The sequence below is a fragment of the Hyphomonas sp. genome, from assembly GCF_036964145.1.
Lineage (GTDB): Bacteria > Pseudomonadota > Alphaproteobacteria > Caulobacterales > Hyphomonadaceae > Hyphomonas.
This window is the reverse complement of the sequence record NZ_JBALUC010000005.1, coordinates 232,152-258,403: the sequence shown is the minus strand read 5'-3', so window position 1 is coordinate 258,403 and position 26,252 is coordinate 232,152. Positions and strand designations below refer to the sequence as shown.

Annotated in this window: 26 protein-coding genes; 16 read left to right on the top strand and 10 right to left on the bottom strand. The window is 62.1% G+C overall.

Translation table 11 applies throughout. The features are described 5' to 3' along the window. The first annotated feature begins 143 nt into the window (after positions 1–143). From rimP to V7660_RS15550, 12 genes are all read left to right on the top strand, one after another. On the top strand, positions 144–743 hold the full coding sequence (rimP, locus tag V7660_RS15605; protein ID WP_335603977.1) for a ribosome maturation factor RimP: 600 nt from the start codon (positions 144–146) through the stop codon (positions 741–743). Next, positions 740–2,506 (top strand): transcription termination factor NusA, encoded by a 1,767-nt coding sequence (gene nusA, locus V7660_RS15600; RefSeq protein ID WP_335603976.1) that lies wholly within the window; start codon positions 740–742, stop codon positions 2,504–2,506. Before rimP ends, nusA begins: the two co-directional genes overlap by 4 nt. Next, on the top strand, positions 2,457–3,155 hold the full coding sequence (locus V7660_RS15595) for an RNA-binding protein (protein ID WP_335604085.1): 699 nt from the start codon (positions 2,457–2,459) through the stop codon (positions 3,153–3,155). Before nusA ends, V7660_RS15595 begins: the two co-directional genes overlap by 50 nt. 60 nt (positions 3,156–3,215) lie before the next feature. Next, entirely contained in the window at positions 3,216–5,765 is a 2,550-nt protein-coding gene (gene infB, locus V7660_RS15590) for a translation initiation factor IF-2 (RefSeq protein WP_335603974.1), read from the top strand. Between the two features lie 11 nt (positions 5,766–5,776). Beyond that, complete coding sequence (locus V7660_RS15585) at positions 5,777–6,304, top strand: YcxB family protein (RefSeq protein ID WP_335603973.1); 528 nt, start codon at positions 5,777–5,779, stop codon at positions 6,302–6,304. Then, positions 6,305–6,709, top strand: coding sequence for a 30S ribosome-binding factor RbfA (gene rbfA, locus V7660_RS15580; protein ID WP_335603972.1), 405 nt, complete (start codon positions 6,305–6,307; stop codon positions 6,707–6,709). 90 nt (positions 6,710–6,799) lie between these two features. Next, entirely contained in the window at positions 6,800–7,480 is a 681-nt protein-coding gene (locus V7660_RS15575) for a DUF308 domain-containing protein (RefSeq protein WP_335603971.1), read from the top strand. Between the two features lie 134 nt (positions 7,481–7,614). After that, positions 7,615–8,556 carry a tRNA pseudouridine(55) synthase TruB gene (gene truB, locus V7660_RS15570; RefSeq protein WP_335603970.1) on the top strand — a complete coding sequence of 314 codons (942 nt, stop codon included), beginning with the start codon at positions 7,615–7,617 and terminating at the stop codon, positions 8,554–8,556. Positions 8,557–8,892: 336 nt separating this feature from the next. After that, positions 8,893–9,024 (top strand): hypothetical protein, encoded by a 132-nt coding sequence (locus tag V7660_RS15565; protein ID WP_335603969.1) that lies wholly within the window; start codon positions 8,893–8,895, stop codon positions 9,022–9,024. Between the two features lie 84 nt (positions 9,025–9,108). Then, positions 9,109–10,107 (top strand): aKG-HExxH-type peptide beta-hydroxylase, encoded by a 999-nt coding sequence (locus V7660_RS15560; RefSeq protein ID WP_335603968.1) that lies wholly within the window; start codon positions 9,109–9,111, stop codon positions 10,105–10,107. Beyond that, positions 10,076–11,587: a lipopolysaccharide biosynthesis protein gene (locus V7660_RS15555; RefSeq protein ID WP_335603967.1), complete on the top strand. Its 1,512-nt coding sequence runs from the start codon at positions 10,076–10,078 to the stop codon at positions 11,585–11,587. Before V7660_RS15560 ends, V7660_RS15555 begins: the two co-directional genes overlap by 32 nt. Positions 11,588–11,611: 24 nt before the next feature. Continuing rightward, on the top strand, positions 11,612–12,574 hold the full coding sequence (locus V7660_RS15550) for a hypothetical protein (RefSeq protein WP_335603966.1): 963 nt from the start codon (positions 11,612–11,614) through the stop codon (positions 12,572–12,574). Here V7660_RS15550 and V7660_RS15545 read toward each other — a convergent pair whose 3' ends face one another. Further along, complete coding sequence (locus V7660_RS15545; RefSeq protein WP_335603965.1) at positions 12,575–13,765, bottom strand: NAD(P)/FAD-dependent oxidoreductase; 1,191 nt, start codon at positions 13,763–13,765, stop codon at positions 12,575–12,577. A gap of 53 nt (positions 13,766–13,818) precedes the next feature. After that, positions 13,819–14,412, bottom strand: coding sequence for a YqaA family protein (locus tag V7660_RS15540; RefSeq protein ID WP_335603964.1), 594 nt, complete (start codon positions 14,410–14,412; stop codon positions 13,819–13,821). A gap of 866 nt (positions 14,413–15,278) precedes the next feature. On the opposite strand from V7660_RS15540, the gene V7660_RS15535 reads away from it, so the two are divergent. Beyond that, positions 15,279–15,527 carry a hypothetical protein gene (locus V7660_RS15535; protein WP_335603963.1) on the top strand — a complete coding sequence of 83 codons (249 nt, stop codon included), beginning with the start codon at positions 15,279–15,281 and terminating at the stop codon, positions 15,525–15,527. 91 nt (positions 15,528–15,618) lie between these two features. Here the strand turns inward: V7660_RS15535 and V7660_RS15530 are convergent, their stop codons facing one another. The 3 genes from V7660_RS15530 to V7660_RS15520 form a co-directional block, all read right to left on the bottom strand. After that, positions 15,619–16,113 carry a GNAT family N-acetyltransferase gene (locus V7660_RS15530; protein WP_335603962.1) on the bottom strand — a complete coding sequence of 165 codons (495 nt, stop codon included), beginning with the start codon at positions 16,111–16,113 and terminating at the stop codon, positions 15,619–15,621. A 176-nt stretch (positions 16,114–16,289) separates the two neighbouring features. Beyond that, positions 16,290–16,997, bottom strand: a complete 708-nt coding sequence (locus V7660_RS15525; RefSeq protein WP_335603961.1) for a DUF4145 domain-containing protein — start codon at positions 16,995–16,997, stop codon at positions 16,290–16,292. Next, on the bottom strand, positions 16,990–18,228 hold the full coding sequence (locus V7660_RS15520; RefSeq protein ID WP_335603960.1) for an argininosuccinate synthase: 1,239 nt from the start codon (positions 18,226–18,228) through the stop codon (positions 16,990–16,992). Before V7660_RS15520 ends, V7660_RS15525 begins: the two co-directional genes overlap by 8 nt. A gap of 200 nt (positions 18,229–18,428) precedes the next feature. Here V7660_RS15520 and V7660_RS15515 point away from each other — a divergent pair, with 200 nt between their 5' ends. Next, positions 18,429–20,231 (top strand): hypothetical protein, encoded by a 1,803-nt coding sequence (locus tag V7660_RS15515; protein ID WP_335603959.1) that lies wholly within the window; start codon positions 18,429–18,431, stop codon positions 20,229–20,231. On the opposite strand, the gene V7660_RS15510 is transcribed toward V7660_RS15515, so the two are convergent. Continuing rightward, the gene (locus V7660_RS15510; protein WP_335603958.1) at positions 20,228–20,647 is read right to left on the bottom strand and encodes a DUF4112 domain-containing protein; all 420 of its coding nucleotides are present in this window, start codon (positions 20,645–20,647) and stop codon (positions 20,228–20,230) included. The genes V7660_RS15515 and V7660_RS15510 overlap by 4 nt on opposite strands. 64 nt (positions 20,648–20,711) lie before the next feature. Here V7660_RS15510 and V7660_RS15505 point away from each other — a divergent pair, with 64 nt between their 5' ends. Together V7660_RS15505 and V7660_RS15500 are read left to right on the top strand one after the other, a co-directional pair. Next, entirely contained in the window at positions 20,712–21,077 is a 366-nt protein-coding gene (locus V7660_RS15505) for a DUF952 domain-containing protein (protein WP_335603957.1), read from the top strand. Then, positions 21,064–22,116, top strand: coding sequence for a quinone-dependent dihydroorotate dehydrogenase (locus tag V7660_RS15500; RefSeq protein WP_335603956.1), 1,053 nt, complete (start codon positions 21,064–21,066; stop codon positions 22,114–22,116). The genes V7660_RS15505 and V7660_RS15500 overlap by 14 nt, the downstream gene beginning before the upstream one ends. Here V7660_RS15500 and V7660_RS15495 read toward each other — a convergent pair. From V7660_RS15495 to V7660_RS15480, 4 genes are all read right to left on the bottom strand, one after another. Then, on the bottom strand, positions 22,079–23,383 hold the full coding sequence (locus V7660_RS15495) for an MATE family efflux transporter (RefSeq protein ID WP_335603955.1): 1,305 nt from the start codon (positions 23,381–23,383) through the stop codon (positions 22,079–22,081). The genes V7660_RS15500 and V7660_RS15495 overlap by 38 nt on opposite strands. A 39-nt stretch (positions 23,384–23,422) precedes the next feature. After that, a complete protein-coding gene (locus V7660_RS15490; RefSeq protein ID WP_335603954.1) occupies positions 23,423–24,157 on the bottom strand; it encodes a phosphatase PAP2 family protein in 735 nt (244 codons plus the stop codon). Positions 24,158–24,287: 130 nt separating this feature from the next. Next, a complete protein-coding gene (locus V7660_RS15485) occupies positions 24,288–24,824 on the bottom strand; it encodes a DUF1697 domain-containing protein (protein ID WP_335603953.1) in 537 nt (178 codons plus the stop codon). Between the two features lie 4 nt (positions 24,825–24,828). Then, positions 24,829–26,142, bottom strand: a complete 1,314-nt coding sequence (locus tag V7660_RS15480; protein WP_335603952.1) for a dicarboxylate/amino acid:cation symporter — start codon at positions 26,140–26,142, stop codon at positions 24,829–24,831. Between the last annotated feature and the right edge of the window lie 110 nt (positions 26,143–26,252).

Sequence of the window (26,252 nt, the reverse complement as noted above, 5' to 3'; positions counted from 1 at the left end):
ACCGCCGTTTTTCGTGCCTTCCGCATCCGATCTCTCGACAGGCCGGACCGCAGGGAGTATATGAACCGCAAGTCGAAACATATCGGCGGCGGTTCCGGCAACGGGGCCGCCGCTTTTCTTTACCGGAATAGTCCCTTTCTCCGATGATTGCCCTGACCGAACAGGAACGCCAGATTCTCGCGCTCGTCACGCCCGTGGCCGAGTCGCTTGGCATGGAAATCGTCCGCCTGCGCGTGCAGGGCGGGCGCCGCCCGCAACTCCAGATCATGGCCGAGCGGGCCGGCGGCGCGCCGACCAATGTCGAGGATTGCGCCCGCCTGTCGCGCGCAATCGCGCCAATGATGGACGAGGCGGACCCGATCACCGAAGCCTATACGCTGGAAGTCTCTACCCCCGGCATCGACCGCCCCCTGACACGGGAAGGGGATTTCGGGCGCTGGATTGGCCATGCGGTGAAGATTGAACTGTCCCGGCCGATTGATGGTCGCCGCCGGTTCACGGGTGTGATCCGGGGTGAAGACGAGGACGGCGCGCACATCGAACTGGATGACGAAACCGAACTCGTTGCCCATGTCCACGAGATGAGCCGGGCGAGCCTGATCCTCACGGACGAACTGATTGATGCGGCCCGCGCAGCCGGCACCTTGCCGCCGCAGCCGGATGAAGACGACCTCGGCGATCTTGAGATCGACGAGACGGACGAAGACACCGATACAAACGAAGAGACGGGAGACGTCACATGAACACCATCGGCGTTTCAGCCAACAGGCTGGAAATCCTGCAGATCGCCAAGGCGGTCGCCGAAGAGAAGGCAATTGACCAGTCGATTGTCATCGAGGCTATGCAGGAAGCAATCGAGAAGGCCGCAAAAGCAAAATACGGCCAGGAGCACGACATCCGTGCGAAGATCGATTCAACGACCGGCGAACAGACGCTCTGGCGTATCCAGACCGTCGTGGCGGACGAAGAGTTCGAGGACGAGTCCAAAGAGCTTCGCCTGTCCGAAGCCAAGAAGATCGATGCGGACCTCGTGGCCGGCGACGAGCTGAAGGAAGAGCTTCCGCCCTTCGATTTTGGCCGTGTCGCAGCGCAGACCGCAAAACAGGTCATCATGCAGAAGGTGCGCGATGCCGAGCGCGAGCGCCAGTACAATGAGTACAAGGACCGCGTCGGTGAAGTGATCTCCGGTGTCGTCAAGCGCGTTGAATACGGCCACGTCATCGTGGACCTCGGCCGCGCCGAAGGCATCATCCGCCGCAATGACGGTATCCCGCGCGAGAACTTCCAGACCAATGACCGCGTCCGCGCCTATCTCTACAAGGTGAGCCGCGAGACCAAGGGTCCGCAGATCTTCCTGTCGCGCTCTGCGCCGGAATTCATGGTCAAGCTGTTCGCCCAGGAGGTGCCGGAAGTTTACGAGGGCGTCATCGAGATCAAGGCCTGTTCGCGTGATGCGGGCAGCCGCGCCAAGATCGGCGTCATCTCCAATGATTCCTCGATCGACCCGGTCGGCGCCTGTGTGGGTATGCGCGGTGCGCGTGTCCAGGCAGTGGTCGGCGAATTGTCGGGCGAGAAGATCGACATCATTCCGTGGAATTATGACGACGCGACCTTCATCGTGAACGCGCTGCAGCCGGCCGAAGTGTCGAAAGTGGTGCTGGACGAGGAAGAGCGCCGCGTGGAAGTCGTGGTCGCTGACGATCAGTTCCCGCTGGCCATCGGTCGCCGGGGCCAGAATGTGCGGCTCGCGTCCCAGCTGACCGGCTGGCAGATCGACCTCGTGACCGAGACCGCCGATTCCGAGCGGTACCAGCGCGAGTTCCAGGAGCGGACCGACCTGTTCATGAAGGCGCTCGACGCTGATGAGACGCTGGCCCAGCTGCTGGCCTCCGAAGGCTTCGAGACAGTCGAAGAGATCGCCTATGTGGCTCCGGAAGACTTCATCACGATCGAAGGCTTTGACGAAGACGTCGCAGAAGAGCTGCAGGAACGCGCCCGGGAATTCCTGGACCGTCTGGCCGCTGAGAATGATGCCAAGCGCAAGGAGCTGGGTGTCGAGGATGCGGTGATGGAACTGGAAGGCATGACGCCATCCTTTGCGGTCCGTCTTGGCGAAGAGGGCGTGCAGACGCTGGACGATGTGGCTGGCCTGGTGCCGGATGACATCACGGGCTGGCGCGAGCCGGGCCCCGACGGCAAGCCGGTCTGGGTCGAAGGCGTGCTCAAGAAGGGCGAAATGCGCAAGGACGACGCCCAGATGTTCATCATGCGCGCGCGGGTCGCCGCAGGCTGGATCGAGCCGGATGCCATCGAGCAGATGCTGGCTGAAAAGGCCGAAGAGGAAACGCCAGAGTTGACCGAAGAGGAGCGTGCGCTCCTGGCACTCGGCGAGCTGGGCAACAACCCGTCCCCGGATGCGGTGGACGAAGCCCTTGAAGAGCTTGAGTTTGATCTCGATGCCCTGGCAGCGGAGGGCGGTGATGAAGAGGCCGCACCGCAAGAGTGATGCGCGGGTAACCGCTATTGAAGGCAGTATTGCGGACGGGGAGAGCCCCGTCCGTCAATGCGCCGTCACCCGGGAAAAGCTTCCACAGGACGCGATGGTGCGATTTGCACTGTCGCCCGACAATGTCGTCACACCTGACATCGCCGGCAAGTTGCCGGGCAGGGGTGTGTGGATTCGCGCGGACCGGGAGACGCTTGAAACAGCCGTGAAGAAGGGCGCCTTTGCGCGTGGCTTCAAGCAGCAGGTCGTTGTCCCGGAAGGACTTTCCGGGATGGTTGAGAGTCTGCTGCTGCAAAGGCTGACCGGATTGCTGGGCATGGGGAAGAAGGCGGGCGATATCGTGCTCGGCTTCGACCAGGTGCGCGATGCACTGCAGAAGAAGCGGCCCGGCCTGTTGCTGGAAGCGGCCGATGGTGCAGAAGATGGCCGTTCAAAGGTGTATTTTCTCGCCAAAGCATTATATAGCAACGTGAAAATGGCCGGTGCGCTCAGTTCCGAGGAATTGGGCGTGGCTTTTGGACGTGAGCGTGTGATACACGGTCTCGTCCGCAAGGGTCCAATTGCGAAGGCGACAGTGCTGGCTTATCAGCGGCTAGCCGGATTTCGAACAAGGCCCGAACTGGACTGGTTCCCGGATCAGGATCGGTAGCGGAAAACAAGGCCGAGGCGCATGGGCGCGGATCGGCAAGAAACGTGGTATGAAGAACGTATGAGCGATACGAAAGACACTGGTGGTAATACGGGCGGACGCAAGCCGCTCACTGTTGCGCGGAAATCCTCCGGCACGGTGAAGCAGAGCTTCAGTCATGGCCGCTCGAAGCAGGTGGTCGTCGAGACCAAGAAGCGCCGGTCCGTCGGGCCGAGCGGTTCGTCTGCTGCGCCAGCTGGTGATGCATCGAAAGCGGCTTCAGATTCCCTTGAAGCGCGGATGATCGCGACGGCCAAGAAGCTTGGCATTACGGTCAATGAGCTGAAGGCCCGCCAGAAGGCGCTGTATGAGCGCAAGCAGGAAGAGGCCAATCGCGCCAAGGAAGAGCAGACCCAGAAGGCTGCTCAGGATCGGCTGCGCTCAGAGCAGGAAAAGAAGTTCCAGGAAGTCAAGGAACGTGAAGAGGCTGAAGCCCGCCGCAAGGCCGAGGAAGAAGCTCGCAAGGTCGAGGAAGCCGCCGCGAAGGAACGCGCCGAACGCGCGCCGAAAGCGCGTGGAAAAGCCGAGCCGGCCGCAGCAGCTGCGCCGCCCGTCGAGGACAGCCCGACGCGCGCCAAGCGTGGCAAGTCTGGCCGGGACGACCGTGATCGCGCCAGCCGCGACTCCCAGAATCGCAGCGCACGTGGTGGCGGTGGTGGCGAACGTCGCCGCGGCAAGCTGACCATTTCGTCGGCGCTTGGGGATGATGCCGATCGTCAGCGTTCGCTGGCGTCACTGCGCCGTGCCCGTGAACGCGAACGTGAGCGCCGCACCGGCGGAAACGACCAGCGCGAAAAGGTCTCCATCGAGGTGACCCTGCCAGAAACGATCACGCTGCAGGACCTTGCCGGGCGGATGAATGAGCGCGTCGGTGACGTCGTGAAATTCATGATCCAGCAGGGCGAAATGCTGCGCGGAAATGACATTGTCGATGCGGACACCGCAGAACTGATTGCCGAGGAATTCGGCCACACAGTGAAGCGCGTTTCGGAGTCTGATGTCGAGATCGGTCTCGAAGGTGGCGAAGATGATCCGAAGGATCTGAAACCGCGCGCCCCGATCGTGACCATCATGGGCCATGTCGACCACGGCAAGACCTCGCTTCTGGACTCGCTGCGCAAGACGGATGTTGTGGCAGGCGAAGCCGGCGGCATCACCCAGCATATCGGCGCTTATCAGGTTCAGCTGAAATCCGGTGACCGGATTACCTTCCTGGATACGCCGGGCCACGCAGCCTTCACGGCCATGCGGGCACGCGGCGCAACCGCAACCGATATCGCAATTCTCGTCGTGGCAGCCGATGACTCGGTCATGCCGCAGACGATCGAATCCATCAATCACGCCAAGGCCGCCGGCGTGCCGATCATTGTCGCCGTCAACAAGAGCGACCTGCCGGATGCCAACCCGGACAAGGTGCTGACCGACCTGCTCCAGCATGACGTTCAGGTCGAGAGCATGGGCGGCTCCACCCAGGCCGTGAAGGTCTCTGCGCTGACCGGCGCAGGACTGGACGAGCTGACCGATGCCATCACGCTGCAGGCGGAACTCCTCGAACTGAAGGCCAATCCAGACCGGCCTGCTGACGGGACCGTCATTGAGAGCCAGCTGGACAAGGGCCGTGGCCCTGTCGCCACGGTTCTGGTCAAGCGCGGCACGCTCAAGCGGGGCGACATCGTTGTTGCCGGCGCGCAGTGGGGCAAGGTTCGTGCCCTGGTCGATGAACGCGGCCAACAGCTGAAAGACGCAGGCCCATCCCTGCCGGTCGAAGTGCTCGGCCTTGATGGTGCGCCCGATCCGGGCGACCAGTTCGTGGTTGTCGATACTGAGGCTCGCGCCCGTGAAGTTACCGAATACCGTGTCCGTCAGAAGCGTCAGGTGTCTGGCAAGGCTGGCGCAGCTGCGCGTGCCTCGCTCGATCAACTGCTCAGCAAGCTGAAGGATGGATCCATCGAGACGTCGGAACTGCCGGTCGTCGTCAAGGGCGACGTCCAGGGCTCCGTGGAAGCGATCAGCCAGTCACTCGACAAGGTGTCGACAGAAGAAGTTCGCGCGCGGGTCATTCATGGCGCCGTCGGCGGTATTTCCGAAAGCGATGTCCTGCTGGCCCAATCTTCCGAAGCGCCGATCTTTGCCTTCAACGTGCGTGCCAACAAGCAGGCGCGTGACCTTGCCGAGAAAGAAGGCGTGGAGATCCGCTATTATTCGGTGATCTACGACCTGATCGACGATGTGAAGGCGACCCTGTCGGGCATGCTGGCACCGGAGAAACGCGAAACCTTCATCGGCTACGCGGAAATCCTCGAAGTGTTCAACATCACCAAGGTCGGCAAGGTTGCCGGGTGCCGGGTTTCCGAAGGCAAAGTGCTCCGCGGTTGCGGTGTGCGCCTGCTGAGGGATGATGTCGTGATCCACGAAGGCAAGCTGAAAACGCTGAAGCGCTTCAAGGACGAAGTGACCGAAGTGAGTTCCGGCATGGAATGTGGCATGGCGTTCGAGCGCTATGACGATATTCGCGCGGGCGACAAGATCGAGTGCTTCCAGGTCGAAGAAATCGCAAGGTCCCTCGACTAAATCGGTACGAGATGACGGCGCCTGACAAAATATCCGGCTTTCTGGACGAAAAGGACCAGAAACGCCTAGCCCGCCTTTCGCGGCGCGGCATCGTGGGGCCTACAGCGATCTATTATGCCGGTGTCACCGCACCCATCATTTCGGCCAGTATGTCCGTGATGATGAAGAATGCCATCGAAATGGCGGGCTTCAGCCCGTACTGGCAATGGTTTCTGTCGGCGCTGGTCGCGGCGTTAGCGGGGATCTCATGGTATCTGATCTTTATCCGCTGGTCCTACCGCTCGGCGGACGATCCGTTCGGCGTGACCCGGTTGGAAACGGAAGTATGCACGCTGGATGACTGTCTTCAGGTCCGGCGTGGCGGTATTGAAACACGGATCGACTGGGCCAGTATTCTGTCGGTCAAGGCCAACCGGGGGTTCACGTCGGTACTCGTGAAGGGGGCGGACGCCCTGATCATTCCCGATGTCTGGTTCAACAAGGACAAGCAGGCGCGCCGGAATTTTGTGGAGCGCCTCAAACAGAAAGCAGGTGTCTGAATGGCACGCAAATCTTCTTCTCCGGGTCTCCCCAGCCAGCGCCAATTGCGGGCGGGCGAACTCGTGCGTCACGCAATATCCGACATTCTCGCCAGGGAAGACTTTCGCGACCCTGACCTGAAAGGGATTATTGTGACGGTGGGCGAGGTCCGCTGTTCGCCAGACCTGCGGCATGCAAACATCTTCGTCTCTCCCCTCGGGGATGACAGCGAAGCGGGCCGCGCCAAACTCGCCGAAGCGCTGAACCGGGCGGCGAGCTTCCTGCGCGGCAAGCTCGGCCGGGAGATCGAGCTGAAATTCACGCCGCAGCTGCATTTCATCGCGGACAGATCCTATGATGAGGCCACCGCGATTGACCGCTTGCTGGCGGATCCTCGCGTGAGACGCGATCTGGACCAGGAATAACACCCAACCGGCACTCTCTGGACAGGTTGTAAGTTGACTCGCGCCGCACGGATTGCGAGCGTTTCATGATCGCAAGCAGGGGCCGAACCGATGGACCGCCAGACGCTCGACATGGAAGGGGCCCGGCGCGGAGAGATTTCTTCCGCATCGCTTCAGATGGGCGAAGACACGATCGCCATTCAGTGCATCGCCACCATGTCAGTGGAGTCCATGGAATTCTCTCCATGGGAAACTGCGACGAACAAACGGGCCCAAAGCCTGTATGCGTCGTTTTTCGTGATCAATTTGTTCTTTGGCCTGATGGCGCTCGCCTGGGGCGGCCTGTTTCCGGGTAATGGCTCCAGCTTCATCGCGCTCGTCATTGGAGGCGTGCTGACGCTCCTGGGATTTGTCCTGGGCATCCGCGCGGCCATGATGGCGCGTCGCATGAAGCGGCGCCAGCCTTATTACCGTCTGGTGATCGGCGCGTCGGATGGACGGCGGATCCCGCTCGTCGACAATAACCGGGACGTCCTGATGCGCATTCGCGATGTGGTGCGGCACAAGATGGATTCCGGGGATCGGGAAATCCGGGGCGACTTTGACCTTGATCTGGATCTCGTGAATCTGAATCTTCCCACCGAAGCGCAGAAGGCACAGACCCTGTCGCGTGGCCCGGACATTGTGCCGAAGTCCAGGCAACGGGAAACGGAGGTCGAGGCCGCGACAGCGGAGACAGAATCCGAAGTCCTGTTCGATCAGGATGCCGAAATCATTCGCGACGCCTCCTGACATCATTGACGCAGGGCTGACCCCATCGGCTTGACGGGCTGGACGGGGCTGCGTAAGGCCGCGCCTTAATCCTTTTCGACCCACCGCTGCCCGCGTTCGAACCGCGTGCCGGCGCAACCAGAAAGATCTGCAACTTGGCCCGTCAAAGAAAGCGCAAAGGCGACCCGATCAACGGGTGGCTCAACCTGTTCAAACCTGTCGACATCACGTCCACCCAGGCGGTTGCCATCCTGAAGCGGAAGTACAATGCCCAGAAGGTCGGTCATGGCGGGACGCTGGATCCGCTGGCGGACGGCATCCTGCCGATTGCTTTCGGAGAGGCGACCAAGACCGTCCAGTGGGCGATGGACGCGCAGAAGGAATATGTCTTCACCATTCGGTGGGGCATATCGACCGAAAGCCAGGATGCCGAAGGCGAGGTGACCGCCACGTCTGACGCGCGGCCGACACGTGAACAGGTGGAAGCGCTTCTCAAGGGCTATATCGGCACGATTGAACAGGTGCCGCCGAAATTCTCCGCCATCAAGGTTGACGGCCAGCGCGCTTATGACCTTGCGAGGGAAGGGGAGGAGTTCGAACTCACCTCCCGCGAAGTCGATGTGTTCAATGCTGATATCATTGGAATGCCGGATGCGGATCATACGGTCATCCATGTGACGTCCGGCAAGGGGTTCTATGTCCGCGCCATGGCGCGGGATTTGGCGTTCGACCTCGACTGTGAAGGCCATATCAGCCAGTTGCGACGCACGCGCGTCGGCCAGTTCGGCGCCCCAACTGCCATTCCGCTCGCAAAGATCGAGGAAGCCGAAGACATGGAGACCCTGATGGGGTTCCTCCAGCCGATCCACGCCATGCTGGAGAATGTGCCAAGTGTGGACATCACCCGCGAAGAGGCCGGCAACATCCGTCATGGTCGAACCATCGTTCTGCTCCCGCATGTTGTCGAGCGCTGGAAGGACGAAACCTCTGACGATCCGGACGACCGGGCTGCCATTGCCGTCTGTGACGGTCATGCGGTTGCCTTGGGAGATGTCCGCGCGGGCCGGTTTGAGCCCAGCCGGGTCTTCACAACCTGAATTAGGATTATTCCCTCCGTCGTGGCACGGGATTCGGTTCGGTGTGCCAAGGCATTCCGGGCATGCGGTGCAAGATTTTCAGGCCCTGATCTGGGCGGGTGCGTGAAGGCGCGACGCGCGTAACGTCAAGACCGCGGAGAGCAAATCCGGCTTAACACGCGCGGTGAGAAAAACGGTCTTTGACTGCCCAGGCGCGCACTGGTTCGAGGGGGCATACGCTCGCGGGAGGCCAGCCATGACTTTTTTCGCTTGCAACGAGATTCAACTGGAAAGTTGCACGGAATCTGCAAGATGGTGAGTCCCACCAATGATGGTGGGAACTAAGGGAGTACTCTTATGAACCTCAAGAAAGAAATGCTCCTCGGCTTCAGCAACCTTCGTGACGCGAAAAACGATACGATGGTGGGCTGCAAGGGAGGTCGCAACAAACGCCGGCGCGGCGGAAGAAAATTCTTCAAGTTTTGGTAGTTTACCAGCGCTAGCGAACGTGCACCGCCTCGTAAGAGGCGGTGCACATCTTCAGGTTTGTGTACGCCGAGAGATCCGTCGAAAATGCTGCATTTCCAATTTATTCCAAACTCTGGCGACGCCGACGCGACCAATCAGGCCATGCATGATGGTCTGTATGACAGTCTTCGATACCTTGCCGAAGAGTTGAGCAATGAAGCCCCCCGGCTCGCTTCTGACTTTGAAGCCTGGCACCAGAATATTGGACCAGCCCAACGCCTGTCGTCCGCCGTGTTCGGGATGTACTATGACGTCGTCGAGGCCCTGCAAGCCGGAGACACCGAAACAGGTGTGGCGCTTATTCAGCGTATCCTAATGGTACAGCCTGTCATGCGCGGTACGAAGATTACTGTTCTGGGGCGTGACTATGCCGAGCCAGACAGTCGCCGAATTGAAACATTTATGGGGGCTCCGGAAACGGGCGCCGCAGGTGTAACCCAGCCAGATCAGGCGCAGGCTGACCGCTTCGCGACGAAACTGCGGGAAGCTATTACCTGGATTGAGCACCATCTGCCTGAGTTGCACGATGAGATGAATGCCTTGCTGGGAGAGTTGATCCTGGTCGGTCCGGCGGAAGGCTCGCTCGAATTCGAAGGCGGCACATGTTTCCGCCTCTGGGGCGCTGTCGCCCTGAATGCTGAGCGCAAGGCGTCTGTCGCAGACCTGATCGTCACGCTCGCGCACGAGGAAGGCCATGCCGCCCTGTTTGGCGCCTGCAAGAACGAGATGCTGGTGGAGAATCCGGATTCGGAACTCTTCTGGTCTCCGATCCGGCGCACAAAACGCCCGCTTGAAGGTATCTTCCATGCGTCGTTCGTGTCCGCGCGAATGATCTGGGTGTTGCGCCACATGCTGGCCAGCAAGGAGTTCGGATGGCTGGAGCGGCGTCGGCTCCGCACGATCCTTAGGGAGGCGGAAGCCATCCAGCGTGACTCGGCCGACATCGTCCGCCGGGAAGGTCGATTGACCGAGACCGGAAAGGCTGTGCTTCAGGCGATGACCCGTTTCATGGATGCCCCCGGCAAGATACCGATCACCGTCTGACATGACGGCCTCTCTCGTCATACGCCGGGCCATGCGCAACCTTGTCTGGATGTTTGCGCACTCTTGGGGCTCTGCGGTTTTTGGCCTTGTGAGCTTTGCGATTATGGCGCGCATTCTGGGGCCAGAGCCCTATGGCGTCATGGCGCTTGCCAGTCTGGTGTTTGGCGTGGTCGGAATTTTCGTCGGCCCGCCATTGACCGAAAGTCTGCAGCAGCGCGAGGAAATCACTGACACGCACCTTGATACGACTTTTTGGCTGAATTCAGGCCTGACAATCCTGTTCTCGCTTGTGATCGCCTTGCTGGCTGGCCCTATCGCCAGCCTCATAGGAGCTCCGGCTGTTGCAGACGTCCTGCCGGCGCTCAGCCTCCTCATGGTCGTGGGCAGTATCGAGGGGGTGCCCGGCGCGTTGCTTCAGAGACGCCTGGAAAATGAGAAGGTGGTCTTGATCGAAACCGTATCGGAAGTGGTTTCCACCGGGACGGGGCTCGTGCTGGCGATCATGGGGTTCGGGGTTTGGGCGCTCGTCCTCAGCATGGCGGTCGGGACGGTCATCTCGGCGGCTGGCATTATCTATGTCGCGAAGTGGCGACCAGGCTTTGCCGTCAGCGGCGAGGCGTTTCGGGAGCTGTTCGGATTCAATCGCGATACGGTACTGACCTATTTGCTCGGATATATCGATGATGCCATTCCGCGCTTCCTGCTCAGTATCGTCGGCGGGGAACGCGCCGTCGGCTTGCTGGCTATGGCAGGCAATGTCTCTGGCATGTTGACGGAATTGCTGATGGGACCGTTCAACGAGATTGCCATGAATGTGGTTGCGCGCCTGCAGTCCAGCCGCAAGACGGTCCATGATTTGCTCGACCGGGTCTTTGCCATGACGACGGCCGCGATCTATCCTGCCACGCTGGGGCTGGCCATGGTCGCGCCGCTGCTGATCCCGCTCCTTGTTGGAGAGGAATGGGTGGCCGCAATCCTTCCTGTCCAGATCTTCCTGATTCTGGGCATCCGGGATGCCACCGGCACTTTCAATATCGCGATCCTGCGAGGGGTCGGCGACAGCCGCTCTCCGCTCCTGATCCTGATGATCGGCATCGTGCTGCTGGGTGTTATGGCACCCTTCCTGATGCCTTATGGGGTCTCCGGGATTGCGGCGATGATCGCGCTGCGCACCTTCCTGACCTGGCCGCTGTCCGCCTGGCTTGTGCAGAAGGCTGCGGGCTATTCGGCTCTGCACCAGCTGACGGTCGGCTGGCGGGCGCTGCTGAGCGCTTTGGGCATGGTCGGGGCCGTGTGGTGGGTCCGGAGTTTCCTGCCGGAGGGATTGCCGGAGGTTGTCACCATTGCCTGCCTGGTTGCGACAGGTATGCTCGTTTATGCCGGGTTGATGCTGGTCATCGGAGCGCGGCAGGTCCGGGAAATCAGGGACGGCATGAGCTGGTTCCGGAATCATCATGATGGCGTTGCAGACGCCGTCTAGGCGCCGACACACAGGGACGAGAACTTGATCTGTTTCATTACCTCCGGCGCGCACAAATATGCCGTGCGTGAACTGCGCGATGTTCCTGGCATGCCGAAAATTGGCCTGATGTCGTACAACCAGTTGTTGCGGAAAGCGTCCCTGCCGCGCGCGACCTACATCTTTACCGATTTTGACCGTATCAACTTCTGGACCCGGGAACTTGCGGCCAAGGCCTTTCGCAATATGGCGGCGGCTGGCCTGACCGTGCTGAACGATCCGGCCACCGCATTGACGCGCCTGCCCATGCTGAAGCGATTGAAGGCGGAGGGGCTGAACAGTTTCGCGGTCTGGGATGCCGAAACGGACGGCCTGCCGGATCGCTACCCTGTCTTCCTGCGCACGCGTGCAGCGCACCGGGGCGCGCTGTCGGATTTGTTGGCCAATACCGAAGACGCGCAGGCCGCGCTGGACGCAGCCGTGGAATCTGGCCTGTGCCGCGCCGACCTGATGTTTGTCGAATATTGCGCCGAGCCGATCGGGGAGGGCCTGTTCCGCAAGCTCGCCGCCTATTGTGTCCGGGGCCGCGTCATCACTGGAATGTCCGTCCACGACGAAACCTGGCATGCCAAATATGGCAAGGAGGGCGTCGCCAATGAGGCGCTCTATCTCGATGAAATGGACGCGGTCAAAACGAACCGCCATGCCGAGGCGATTGCGAAGCATTTCAAGGCAGCGGGGATCGCCTTCGGCCGCGCGGATTTCACGCTGGTGAACGGCAAGGTCGAAGTCTACGAAATCAACACCAATCCCAACAATTCCCGTATCCTGGAGCATCCCTTTCCGCTGCGGGTCGAGACTGATGCGCTGTTCCATCAGCGACTCGCCGAAGCCCTGCAGGCCCTCGACACGCCGCAGGGCGGGGCGCCGGTGAAGCTCGACCATACGGACCTCGTCGCCCAGCGCAAGCGGGATGGCTTTCTGTCGCGGCCGCGCTGGACGCCCTGATCAGGGCATTGCGGCGGCGTGGGCGCTGGCCCAGGCCCATTGGAAATTGTATCCGCCCAGCCAGCCGGTGACGTCCACGCATTCGCCGATGAAATGCAGGCCGGGCACATGCCGGCTTTCCATGGTCTTCTGGTCGAGGTCGTCGGTTGATATTCCGCCCACGGTGACTTCGGCGGTGCGATAGCCTTCCGTGCCCATCGGGGTGACGCGCCAATCCTTGAGGAAGGCTGCGAACTCGTCGATGGCGGCGTGGGAAAGGTCCGCCAGCCGGGCATCTTGCGGAAGCGGTCCCACATCGGCGATCAGGCCAGCGAGGCGGGCAGGGACGTGGGCTTCCAGCGCCTTTACAAGCGTCTGCTTCGGCGTGGCCTGCTTGGCCGTGCGCAGCGCGTCCCCCACATCTTCTTTCGTCTGCAGGCTGAGCGACAGGGTTTCGCCCTGATGCCAGTAGGAGGAGGTCTGCAGCGCTGCCGGGCCGGACAGGCCGCGATGGGTGAACAGCAGGTCTTCGTCAAAGCGTGCACCGGGCACGCTGGCGATGACGGGTGTGGCGACGCCGGAAATGGCGGCAAACTTCTCGCCGAGCTCGCCCGAAAAGGTGAAGGGGACAAGGCCGGGCCGCGTCTCCACGATGTCGTGCCCGAACTGGCGGGCAATGTCATAGGCAAGGCCGGTCGCGCCCATCTTGGGAATGGAGAGCCCGCCCGTGGCAACGATGAGCCGCTCTGCGCTGACCACGCCGCCACTTGTCTCAACGAGGAAACGGCCATCCCGATGCGCGACGTCCGAAACCTCCGTGGACAGGCGAATCTCCGCCCCGCCCTTGTCGCACTCGTCAAGCAGCATCTGGATGATGGCGCCGGATTTCTGGTCGCAGAAGAGCTGGCCCTTGTGCTTTTCGGTATAGGTCAGGCCGTGGGCGGCCATCAGGGAAATGAAATCCCAGGCCGTGTAGCGGGCGAGCGCCGATTTCGCGAAATGCGGGTTCTGGCTGAGGAAGCGGTCGGCGCGTGTTTCCAGATTGGTGAAATTGCACCGCCCGCCGCCGGAGATACGCACCTTGTCGGCCGCGCGTTTCGCATGGTCCAGCACCAGCACCCGCCGCCCGCGCTGACCGGCAAGGCCCGCATGGAACAGGCCCGCCGCGCCGGCGCCGAGGACAATCGTGTCGAAAGAGGCGATTTCGCTCATGCGCGGGCTTTAGCGGGTTTGCGACAGGGGAGCCAGACATGCGGGCAGTCGCCTTATCGCAGGACCATCCAGACGAGCAGGCCGAGAAAGAGGAGGATCCCGCCAGCCATGATCTTGCCCTCATGTTTCTGGATCCAGTCCTGCGCCCGTTCGCCAATCACCATGACCAGCCCGGCAAGCGCGAAATAGCGAATGCCGCGCGCCAGCAGGATGGCCGCAATAAAGGGCAGCAGCGCATATTGCACCGCGCCGGCCGCCGCCGTGCCGACCTGGTAGGGGAAGGGGGTAATGCCGATCATGAACAGTGTCGCGAAGCCGTCCTGTTTCAGCGTCTCCACCGTCTCGCGATACGATTCCATCGCCCCCATCCAGCGGATGAAGGGCTCGATCACCGGCTCGGCCAGCAGGGCGCCAAGGCCATACATGAGCAGGCCGCCCAGCACATTCCCGACCAGAAGGGCCAGCGCGATGACCCACGCGCCGCGCCCCCGGCTTGCCATCAGCGGGATGAAGAGCGGCTCCATCGGGGCGATCACGAAACTGCCTTCCAGGAAGCCGAGGCCCGCAGCACCCGGCAGCGCCCACTTGCCGTGCAGCACGCGGTCCGGATCCTTCTTGAGATGCTTGGCGTCTGACAGGCTCGGCATGAGGAAGCAACGTGCCCGGGCCGCTCCCGTTCCTCGGCAGCACCCAAAGCCGGACTGGCGCACGCCATCCGGGTATCTCGTAGCCGGCCCCTCACGGAACCGTCGGCGCGGCAGGCGCCGTGGCGCTCCGCCTGAAATAAATAAAGGCTACGGAATGGAGCGTTACCGCCCGCCGCGCCGGCCAGGAATTTCGGCGAGCACCCTCAAGGGGGCCCGTGGTCCCGGGTCTTCGTTACCGGCGCCGCGCGAATGATTCCACCGTGCTTTTGACACGCATGGCCCATCCGGGGAGGTCTTACTCCCGTGCGACCGGACGAGGCGGATTCCCAACTTGCCTTCGCAAGCCCACCCTGGCCTGACCTGCCTAGGCGCGCATCGGACCGTATCTCCGACCCGCACCCTCCTGACCCTGCCCCCACAACCAGAACGGTACCTGATCCGGCTCCTGTGAGAGCAGATGCTTAGTATGGGGTGAGGGAGTATCAGACGGATACGGGATCAAAACCTCACCTCCGAAGATACCTGCGCAGCTGCCGAGGATAAGAAATCGCACTGCGATTTCCCGAGGCAGGATCCATCTCCTGCTGCTCCCTCATGCACAGGAGGAAACATCCGGAGATAGGCCCCTGCCTCCGCAGGGGCCTGCGGGGGAGAGAGATTTCTTTCCCCTCAACTCCGCGACCCCGGCCTTACCTAGCCCCAGGCAAGCGAATGCATGGCTGAGGGGAGAAAAATGCTGGAAATGAAGGCATTCTTGGAACCTTGAAAACAAAAATTCTCCAAATAGTAGAAATCTCTTTCTAGCTGCGCTATGCTGCAAGGGCTTGGCCAGGCAACATTTCCTTCAACTGACTTGGAGAATAGATATGTTGTCTCTCTTGGCGGCCCCTCTGGCCGCAATCATGATGGTTGGCACAGGATTGCCTGTGACCGACGCGTCTGTCCCGGTGGTGAACCGCGCGCAGAACATGTCCCTCGCGCCATGGGCTGAGCCCGCTGGTACGACCTCCTATAGCTGCACCCTCGTCATGGATACGGGCTTTTCCTGTATCTGGGATTGTGGAGGCGACTGGATCATCACGCCCACGGATGATTGTTCCGTTCCGCCTAATTAAGGCGAGCCGTCTTTGCTCTCTCCTTCCAATCCCTGTCTGCGTTTCCTCGGACCTTCCCCCGGTGTTTCCGGGGGACTTTTTTATGGAGGGCTCACACCGGGCGAGCATAATAGGCGACGGCATAATCCGGCGTGTAGCGTTTCTCGCCGACACAGGCGAATCCCAAGCGGGTATGGAATTTGTGTGAGCCCGGATTGTCCGGGTCTGTGTTCACTTCCGCGCCGAGCCATTGGCGGCCCCTGGCGAGGTCGAATGCGGCCTCATAGAGGCGCTGGCCGAGGCCCTGTCCGCGCGTGGCCTCGGATAGGGCGATGCGGTCGACATAGAGCAGGTCACAGTCTTGCTCCGCCTGCCACGCTTCGAACCAGCGGAGATTGGCGCTCTCATAGGCCAGCGTGCCGGGCTCGATCAAATTGATGAAGCCGAGCGGCGCGCCGCCTGCATCTGTCGCGACGAGGCAGGTGGCCAGATCAATCCAGCGCTTCAGGCCCTCTGCCGTTGCCTCATGCCCCACACCGGGCGTTGAGGCCTGGTTGATGGCGTAGAGAGCAGGGAGGTCGGAAGGGGTGTAGGGACGGATGGGCATGGGACGCGATTTGGCGCATAGGTCGGGGATTGGCAATAGAGAGTGCAGCAAACACCGGACTCATCCTGAGTAGGAGAGTGAAGTTACGCCATAAGCTATTGCTTGATTGGGGGTGTAGGCCGAGCCGAAGGTCACAGTACGTCATAGGAAACGGCATGACTCTGTGTGTATCTTAATCAGAAAGGTACTTCGTCATCATCAACTTCGTTTGCTCGTGCTTCTAGCGCTTCTTTCGCATCAAGCAGAAGTCGTGGAACAGAAAAAGCTTGCCTCAGAAATGCCTCTGCCAGATCGCGTGCTACTCTAGCGTCTGCTTGTTTCAGGGGCTTAGATTCATGAGCTGCGGCATTGCCAAATTCCAGAGCTTGCGAAGTTAGATCGTACAATTCTTGGCTGATGATTCCGTTTTCTTTAAGGCTCTTCATTCGCGGCCCAAGTGGTACTTTTTTATCGGCACCTTGATTGTCGAGATACTTTGCTGCCCCTTCCAGAACCCGCCTATACGCTATGGTGGCTAGTGTGGGCATATCATTCCTGGAGTATGCTCTTTCAGCCTCGTTCCAGGCTTCACTAAGCTCATTATACGGTGCGCCTCGAGGGAGAAGGCGTGTAAGCGAGGGATTTTGTCGACCCGGCTTGGCAGAAATTGGGATCCCAGATTCGAGCTCCGCAAGAAGGGTTTTCTGCAATTCAGTATGCCGTTGTGCCCTTGGAAAGAAAACAAAGGTCAATATTGAAAGCTTAAAGCAGTTGTTGCAGGAAACGCTAACTTCAACATGCTCGAAAATGTCGTCCTCGGGCAAAACCTGCCAATAATGCGCGTGCGCAATCACTGTTTCCTTGCAGTGCCCGCACACAATCGCAAGAGTTGGTTTGTTAGTCATTCTTCCCGAACTTCCGGTCCCGCCCCGCCAGCAACCGCAAGCGCAACGCGTTCAGCTTGATGAAGCCCTCGGCGTCTTTCTGATCATAAGCGCCGTGGTCGTCTTCGAAGGTGACGATGTCTTCCCGGTACAGAGAATAGGGGCTGGAGCGGCCGGTGAGGTAGGCCTGGCCCTTGTAGAGCTTCAGCGTGACTTCGCCCGTCACCCAGCGCTGGGAATGGTCGATGGCGGCCTGTAGCATTTCGCGCTCCGGGCTCCACCAGAAGCCATTATAGATCAGCTCCGCATAGCGCGGCATCAGCTCGTCTTTCAGATGGGCCGCGCCCTTGTCGAGCGTGGCCTGTTCGATGCCGCGATGCGCCGTCAGCAGGATGGTGCCGCCGGGCGTCTCATAGATGCCGCGCGACTTCATGCCGACAAAGCGGTTTTCGAGCAGGTCCAGCCGGCCGATGCCATGCTTCTTGCCATAGGCGTTGAGCGCGGTGAGCAGAGTGGCGGGCGACATGTCCTCGCCATTGATCGAGACCGCGTCGCCGCGCTCGAAGCCGATCGTGATGATCTCGGCTTCATCGGGGGCGTCTTCCGGGCTGATCGTCCGCATATGGACGAATTCCGGTGCGGGCTCTGCCGGGTCTTCGAGGACTTTGCCTTCAGAGGAGGAGTGCAGCAGGTTTGCATCGACGGAGAAGGGGGCCTCGCCGCGCTTGTCCTTTGTGATCTCGATCCCGTGCTGTTCGGCGAAGGCGAGCAAATCTGTGCGGGATTTGAAATCCCAGTCGCGCCACGGGGCGATGACCTTGATGTCGGGGTTCAGGCCATAATAGCCAAGCTCGAAGCGGACCTGGTCATTGCCCTTGCCGGTCGCGCCATGACAGACGGCGTCGGCGCCGACCATGTCTGCGATCTCGATCTGGCGCTTGGAGATCAGCGGCCGGGCAATCGAGGTGCCGAGCAGGTAGACGCCTTCATAGACGGCATTGGCGCGGAACATCGGGAAGACGAAGTCGCGGACGAATTCCTCGCGCACGTCTTCGATGAAGATGTTCTCCGGCTTGACCCCGGCGGCGAGCGCCTTGGCGCGGGCGGGCTCCAGCTCCTCGCCCTGGCCGAGGTCTGCGGTGAAGGTGACGACTTCGGCGCCGAATTCCGTCTGCAGCCATTTCAGGATGATCGACGTGTCCAGTCCGCCGGAATAGGCGAGCACGACTTTTTTCGGAGCGGAAACGGACATGAATTTGTACCTTCTATGGGGCCTGCTGATTGCGGGGATGCAATAGGTGGGAAAGCCCGTCGTGACAAGCGCTGCACACGATCCGGGCGGTCACGCAACTCTCACAAGACTCTTTGCCGGGAGGGATAGTTTGATCTCGGTTAACGCGATATAGTCGGGCCGTTAAGGTTAAGGTAGGCAGAGGGAGGTTAGATAGGGTCATGCTTGAGACGCACATGACAGATGGGCATGAGCCCGTTTCCCTTCTTCCCGACTCCCTTCGCCGCGCCGTTCTGGACAGTGTCCATGAGCGTGTGGACGCGCCGGTGCGGCCAGCGCCCGACGCCTCCTTCCGCGAGCGGCTGGAAGCGCGGCGCGCCGTGCGGCCCCAGTCTACGCTGGCGATCACATCCGGCATTCAGTATCCGACGCTGGAGGCTGGCCGTACCCGTTCTGCGCCGATACGTGCGGCCAGGCCGAAGCGGCCCGTCAATGCGATGACCGAGCCGCAGCCACGTCGCGCGCCGATGCTGATGAGGGCGATGTCGTCCATGGGCGGCGCCCTGCCGGCGATCACCCTGTCGAATGGCCTGAGCCTCGGCGGCGGGGATGGCGATGATGAGTCCAAGATGGGCGAGCGGCTGTCGAAACTGTCCCAGCTCGCCTTTGCCGGCCTTGCCGTGCTCGGCTTTGCGGGCCTCTCTTTCATGGCGGCCGACAATGCGCTGACTGGCAATGACACGGCCGATGGCGACGAGGATGCGGCGGCGGCGGAAACGCGCGCGGCCCTGAAAGCGGCGACCAGCCAGCGCATCACGTCCAGCCAGGCCTCGGCCCTTGCCATGGCCAGTGCCTCTGCGCCGATGGATGGGGCGGCCCAGCCCTGGTTCGATTACAAGGCCATCGCGTTTGACATTGCCGCCCGCAACGAGGCGCAGGTCGAGGCCCAGCGCGCCGCCGAAATGGCTGCCTCCGCTGAGGCGGAACGCCGCGCCGCCGCTGCCATCGCAGAAGCCGAAGCCCAGCAACTCGCCGAAGAGCAGCGCCTCGCGCGCCTCGCCGAAGCGACCCGCCTTGCCGATGCGACCGCAGAAAAGCGCCGCCTTGCCGAAGAGGAAGCCGCCCGTGTCGCCCGGATGGAAGCGATCCGTCGGGCTGAACTGGACGCAGAGCAGGCCGCCGCCATGCGCGCCGAGGCGACCCGTCTCGCCGAACTGGAAGCGCGCCGTATCGCCCATGCCGAGGCGGAGGCCATGCGCCTTGCCAATCTGGAAGCCGACCGTCTTGCCGAGGCGCGCCGGGTGGCCGCTGCGGAAGTGCAGGCGCTGCGCGCGCCGGTGCAGTATGTGTCGATGGCCAATGCGGTGAGCCTGCCGGTCGCGCCGACGCCGCAGGTCAAGCCGCTGGTGCGGACGCCGAAAGCGAAGCCGGCTGCGACCTGGGCCGCCTATTCAGGCCCGATGCCGACCACGGCGTCGCTGAAACCGTCCAAGCCCCTGGTGCTGGTCGCGCAGACCCCGGTCGAGCGCGCCGTGCCGCCGGCCCTGAAGCCGAACGTGGCCCATGTGCGCGCCTTTGATCGCCCGGTGCCGGTGCAACAGGCGTCGCAAAAGGTCGAAGCCTTCATGGCCGAGCGCGTGCAGCGCACCGCGGATGCGCCTGTATCCGAGGCGGCGCTTGAGACGCTGCAGGCCGAGTTCCTGACAATCGTGAATTCCGCGCAGGATGGCACGATCTCGGAGATTACCCTGCCAGAAGGCGGGCGGATAGAGATCACCATCGAGCAGACCACGACGCGCGAAGCGAGCCGTCCGGTGCTGAAGACGGTCAGCTATTCGGTCAGCGAATATCGCGCGGTGCAGCGGTCGGTGACGGCGCAGGTCGATCGCAGCGTGACGCTGACCTGCCGGGATCTCAGCTATGTCATTCCGGGCAAGGAGCGCGGCCGGTTCGCCGCCTGCGAATCCGGCAAGGGCGAATGGCTGATCTCGCGGGCGACCGAAGGCTCCAAATCAAGCATCTAGGCTTTGGCCAGATCCTTGTGATGACGCTTGGCGCGCTTGATCAGGTGTTTCTCGACCACGCGGAAATTCTTGCGGTGAGACCGGAAGAAGAAGTCGAACACGTCGCCCGCCAGCGGGACGGAGCCGATAACCACATCGACAACAAGATTCCAGACGATCTGAATGTGCGCCGTGATGGGCAGTTTGAGCCGCGCTGCCGTGCCGAGCGCATAGAGGCCCGCCGCGCCCGTGATCGCATCGCCTGCCACGGGCAAGAGGCCGAGCAGGGAGTCGAGACCAAACGGAACGCCCGCAATCTTGAAGCGCGTATCCATCAGATCCGAGAACCGGTCGAAGCCGGCGATTTCGTCAGCGACGGTGCGCCCATTGGGCAAATGGAGCAATTCGGCTTCTTCGCGCGTAATCCGTGATGGCATAATCTGTCCCTTTGGTCCTTTCCAACAGTGGCCCAATATTGCGCCGCGCGTCAAAGCCTGCTGAATGGCGAGTATGGAAGACGCGCATGTCTACAAATTGCTGACCGATGACCAGTGGCGCGCGGCCGAGGCCTCCGGCGTGACCGATGTGCCCATCGACCGGGAGGATGGCTATGTGCACTTCTCTAAGGCCGAGCAGGTCGGCGAGACGGCGGCAAAGTATTTTTCCGGCCTGAAGGATGTGCGGCTTGTCCGCTTCCCGGTGGACCGGTTGCCGCCACTCAAATGGGAAACGAGCCGGGGCGGGCAATTGTTCCCCCACCTCTATGGCCGCCTGCAGATCGCCAAGGCCGATGCCGTCTGGCGGCTTGCGCGTGGTGAGGACGGGGCCCCGGTCATGCCAGAGGATCTGAATGATGAGCCTGACTGATCTCGGCGTTGCCGCTGTGAAACTGTTGCCCCCGGAGGCGGCGCACACCGCGACGATCCGTCTGCTGAAGGCCAGGCTGGGTGTGCCGATCAATGCTCCGGCCACGCATCCGACCCTCGCGGTGAAGCTGCCGAAATCTGGTCTCGCCCTGTCCGGGCCGGTTGGCCTGGCCGCCGGGTTCGACAAGAATTGTGACGTGCCGACCGCCATGTCGAAATATGGGTTCGGTTTTGTCGAGTGCGGCACGGTCACGCCGAAGCCGCAGGCCGGCAATCCGAAACCGCGCCTGTTCCGCCTCAGCGATGACAAGGCGGTCATCAACCGGATGGGCTTCAACAATGAGGGGCTGGACACGTTCGTTGCCAACCTCAAGGCCTATTCAGGCGCTGTCCCGTTAGGCGCAAATGTCGGCGCGAACAAGGACAGTGATGACCGTGTGGCGGACTATGTGCTCGGCATCGAATCCGTTGCGCCCCATGCGGACTATATCACGGTCAATATTTCCTCGCCGAATACGCCGGGCCTGCGCGGCCTGCAGGACAAGGCCTCTCTGGAAGCGCTTTTGACCGCTTGTGGAGCAGCCGAGCGGGTGGGCAAGCCGGTCTTCCTGAAAGTGGCGCCCGATCTCGATCCGGAAGCGATTGCGGACATTTGCGGTGTCTTGCGCGGGCCGGGCGCATGGCTGTCCGGCCTGATCGTGTCGAACACGACCCTGGCGCGACCGGACAGCTTGAAGAGTGCACAAAAGGATGAGGCAGGCGGGCTCTCGGGCGCCCCGCTGATGGATGCATCAACGGATATTCTGGCGGCGTTCGCGCGGGAGCTGAAGGGCGAGTTCGACCTGATCGGCGCGGGCGGCATTGCCAGCGGGGCCGATGCCTATCGCAAGATCCGGGCAGGGGCCCATGCCGTGCAACTCTATTCCGCGATGATCTATGAGGGGCCGGGCCTCGCTGAGCGGATCAACCGCGAACTTGTCCGCCTTGTGCAGGCAGACGGGTTCACGACACTGGCTGAAGCCGTCGGGAAAGATCTCTGAACAGGCCCGGCACATAGGCGCCGAGCGCGGCGGCGCGGAAAACATACATCATCAGGAAGGCCGTCCAGACGCCGGCATTGCCCCAGGCCGGGCGGAGCAGCAGGTCTGCCCCGAGATAGAGCCCGGCAGAGATGATGCCGGCATTGCGCAGCGCGCGGCCCTGTGTCGTGCCGAGGAAGAGCCCGTCCAGTTGCCAGGCCGCGATGCCGAGCAGGGGCACAGCCGCGCAATAGGGAAGGTAAGCCAGTGTTGCGGCGCGCGCTTCGGGATCGCGGATAAAGGTCTCGATCACCCAGCCTCCGCCGAACAAATAGAGCAGCGAGATCACGGCGCCAGAGACGAGGGCGAATTCGGTTGTCAGGCGCATCGCGCGGGCAAGGCGTTTGCTGTCGCGGGCGCCATAGGCCTCGCCCGCCTCCTTCTCCGCGACGAAGGCAAAGCCGTCGAGGACGAAGGCGGCGACGGTGATGAACTGGAGCAGGACTTCATTGCCGGCGGTCACGGCGGTCGAGATCAGCGTGCCGGAGCGGACGAACCAGGCAAAGCAGAAGACCAGCGCCAGCGTGCGGAGCATGATGTCGCGATTGGCGGCGAACAGCGCGGTGAGCTTGTCGCGGTCGAGCAGGCGGGCATGGCCCCGGAAGGCGGGCGCGACGAGGATGAGGCCAAAGCCGAGGGCGACCCATTCGGCAATCGCGGTGCCCGCGCCGATGCCCGTCGGCCCCCAATCAAGACCCGCGACGAACCATGCATCGAGCCCGGCATTGGTGCCGTTCATGACAATCTGGAAGGCGAGCATCTGGCCGGTCTTGCCCGTACCAAGCATCCAGCCGGTGACAGCAAGCCCCATGAGATAGGCGGGCGCGCCCCAGATGCGGGCATTGAAATAGCCCTTGGCAAGGGATTCGACCGTCTGTGTGCCCTCAAAGGCCGCAAAGGTGCCGATCTTCAAGAGGGGAGAGAGCAGGAACAGGGACACGCCGATGGCGCCGCCGAGCATCAGCGCGCGCAGCAGGATGGCGCGGGATTCGGCTGTGTCGCCCTGACCATTGGCCTGCGCCGTCAGGCCCGTGGTGGACATGCGCAGGAAGCCGAAGCCCCAATAGATGAAACTGTAGGCGACGGCCGCGATGGCCACGGCGGCAAGGTCTGCCTTGTCCCCGAACCGGCCCATGATGGCCGTGTCGACGACGCCCGTCGTGGCGGTCGCGGCCTGCGCCAGGATGATCGGCACGGCGAGGGAAAAGACTTTTCCGCGGGTCAGCATGCCCGCCCGCTTAGCCTGATTGCGGTGTGGGGGCGAGGCCTATTCGGCGTGGAGCGCTGTGTAGAGTTCGCGCGCTTCCGGCAGGGCGATGAGCAGGTAGAGCGGGAAGGCGGCGGTGAGCAGGATCAGGACAAAGGGGACGAATTTCGCCGCGTCCGGCAGGCGCAATTCGTCCTGGACGACCGACATGAGGGTCAGCATCAGGCCCGCGAGGCCGAGCCCGGCAAGCGTGTCGCTCGGCCAGTGCGCGCCGAGATAAATGCGCGAGACGGCGATCATGACGGCGAGCAGGGCGAAGGCGGCGGCCAGCAGGCGGCCGGGCAGCTTGCGGAAGACCGCGAGCGCGAGCAGGGCCAGCGCGCCATAGATGAGCGCGGAATTGGTGGCATGGCCGCTCGGGAAGCTGAAGGATTCGACGCCGCCATAAAGGTCCACCGTGGGCCGGGGGCGGGCGATGGTCATCTTCAACAGCTTCACGATGACCGGCATCAGCGCGAAGGCGGCGCCGAACAGGAGCGCCTCGCGCCAGGCCCTGGCGGCGAGCAGGGCGAGCACGGTTACCGAGGCGGCAAAGACCAGAAAGCGGGAATCCCCAAGCCCCGTAATGGCCAGCATCAGCAGGTTGAGGGTTTCCGTGCGAAGGGCCGGGACGGCATCGGTAATGGCGCGGTCAAACGCCTCCAGAGGCCAGATGCCGGCCTCGCCCAGAGCGAGACCGGCAAAGACGAACAGGCTGAGAGCGGCGCACAGCCATTGGGTCCGGGAAAAATGCATGAGGTTTCAATACCTCAGGCAGCGTCCGGTTCCGAGCCCTGGCGGCGCGTCATCCCGATCTTTGTTCTGGCTTAGCCCGGCGAATGCCAGTGAGTGCACTTCCCCAGATGCAGGGGGACGTCAGGATGTTTCACCTGTCAGCCAGGGCCAGAATTTTCATGCATGAATTGAGATTGCGTGCGGTAACGGCTCCGGCCTTGAGGAATCGGTCGAGCTTTTCTGCAGGTTTGGAGCGGCCATAGCCATTGGGGGTGTACAGGTAGAAGACATCGCCATGCAGGGAAAATTCCTCGCCCTTGTCGCAGAGCGCGCGCAACCCCTCTTCGTCCAGTGAGACATCCCCGGTCAGGAACATGATGTGCAGCGTCTTGGGGTCCGCTTCGGCCGGAGGGAAGGGATTGTCCGCGAGGGCCGTGCGCAATTGATTAACAGAGCGCAGCAGGACGGGCCGGTCGAGGCCGAATTCGTCTTGCAGGATGTCCTTGATCCGACTTTCGACCGTCTCGCGGTCGCGTTCGGATTCAAGGATGAGGTTGCCGGACTGGATGTAGCTGCGCACATTGCCGAACCCGGCTGCCGACAGCGCGGCGCGGAAATCCGCCATGGGCAGCTTGCCCGTGCCCCCGACATTTACCCCGCGCAACAAGGCAATCCAAGTGTGCGCCATGGGCCTAGACCGGGTCGCGGGCGCGGAAGACCTCTTCGTCCAGTTCGCCTTCCCATTTCGCCACCGCCGTCGCGACAGTGAGGTCGCCCGTCACATTGGTCACCGTCCGCATCATGTCGAGGATGCGGTCAAACGGGAACAGGACGGCGATCACGACGACAATCTGTTCCGGCGTTGCGCCGATCACGCTGAGCGTGGTGGCGGCGAGGAACAGGCTGACCGAGGGAATGCCGGCCGTGCCGATCGAGACGAGCGTCGCCATCAGGATGATGGTGAGATACATGCCCGCCGTCATCGAGGTGCCCATGGCCTGGGCCGCGAACAGGGCAATCACGCCCTGATAGAGCGCGGTGCCGTCCATGTTGATCGTCGCGCCAAGCGGCAGGACGGAGGAGGCAACCGGTTTGCCGATGCCGAGGTTTTCCCGCGCACAGGAAATCGTCATGGGCAGCGTTGCATTCGAGGACGAGGTCGAGAAGGCCACGGCCTGGGCGTCCACAACCCCCCGGAAGAAGGGCATGAGTGGCAGGCGCAGGCCGCCGCGAATGATCAGACCATAGGTGATGGCGATGTGCAGGAAACAGGCGAGGTAATGGGTCAACGTCAGCTTGCCGAGGAAGATGAGAATATCGAGCCCGCGCTCGCCAAGCACCCAGGCCATCAGGGCGAAGACGCCGAAGGGCGCGGTCTCCATGACAATCAGGGTCAGCTTCATGACCGCTTCGGCGGCGCTGTTGATGACATTTGCCAGAGGCTTGCCGGCCTCGCCCGTCATCAGGATGCCGATGCCGAGCAGGATGGCAAAGAAGATGATCTGAAGCACATCGCCATTGGTCAGGGCCGCGACGGGATTGGTCGGGATGATGGACAGCAGCGTATTCATCAGCTGTTCGCCGATGCTGCCGGGCTGCGGGTTCGCATCGAGCCGGGATTTGGCCTCGGCAATGTCTGCGGCTGAGGCAATCGAGAGGTCAAAGCCCGCGCCGGGCTGGATCAGCGTGCCCATGAGCAGGCCGAAACTGACGGCGATGAGCGTGGTGCCCATATACATGAGCAGGGCGCGTCCCCCGAGGCTGCCGAGTTTTTTCGGGTCGCCCATCGCCAGCACACCGGACAGCAGCGTGGTGAAGATCAGGGGGACAACCAGCATCTTGATGAGATTGATGAAGGCATCGCCAATGGGCTTGGCCCAAGCGGAGACATTGGCGCTGGCGGCTTCCGGGCCAAGGCCATAACGCAGGCCCAAGCCGACGAGGGCGCCCAGAACCAGTCCTGCGATCACCCGTTTCCAGAGATCAATACCAAACCACCATTTCATAAGCTGCTCCTGCCCCGTCTGTAGCGCCCGACGGTAGGGCGCGCTGCAGGGGAAGGCAATCGCGCGGTGCGCATTCCTGCAGCTTGCCAGCCGGATGATGAAAAGCCTAT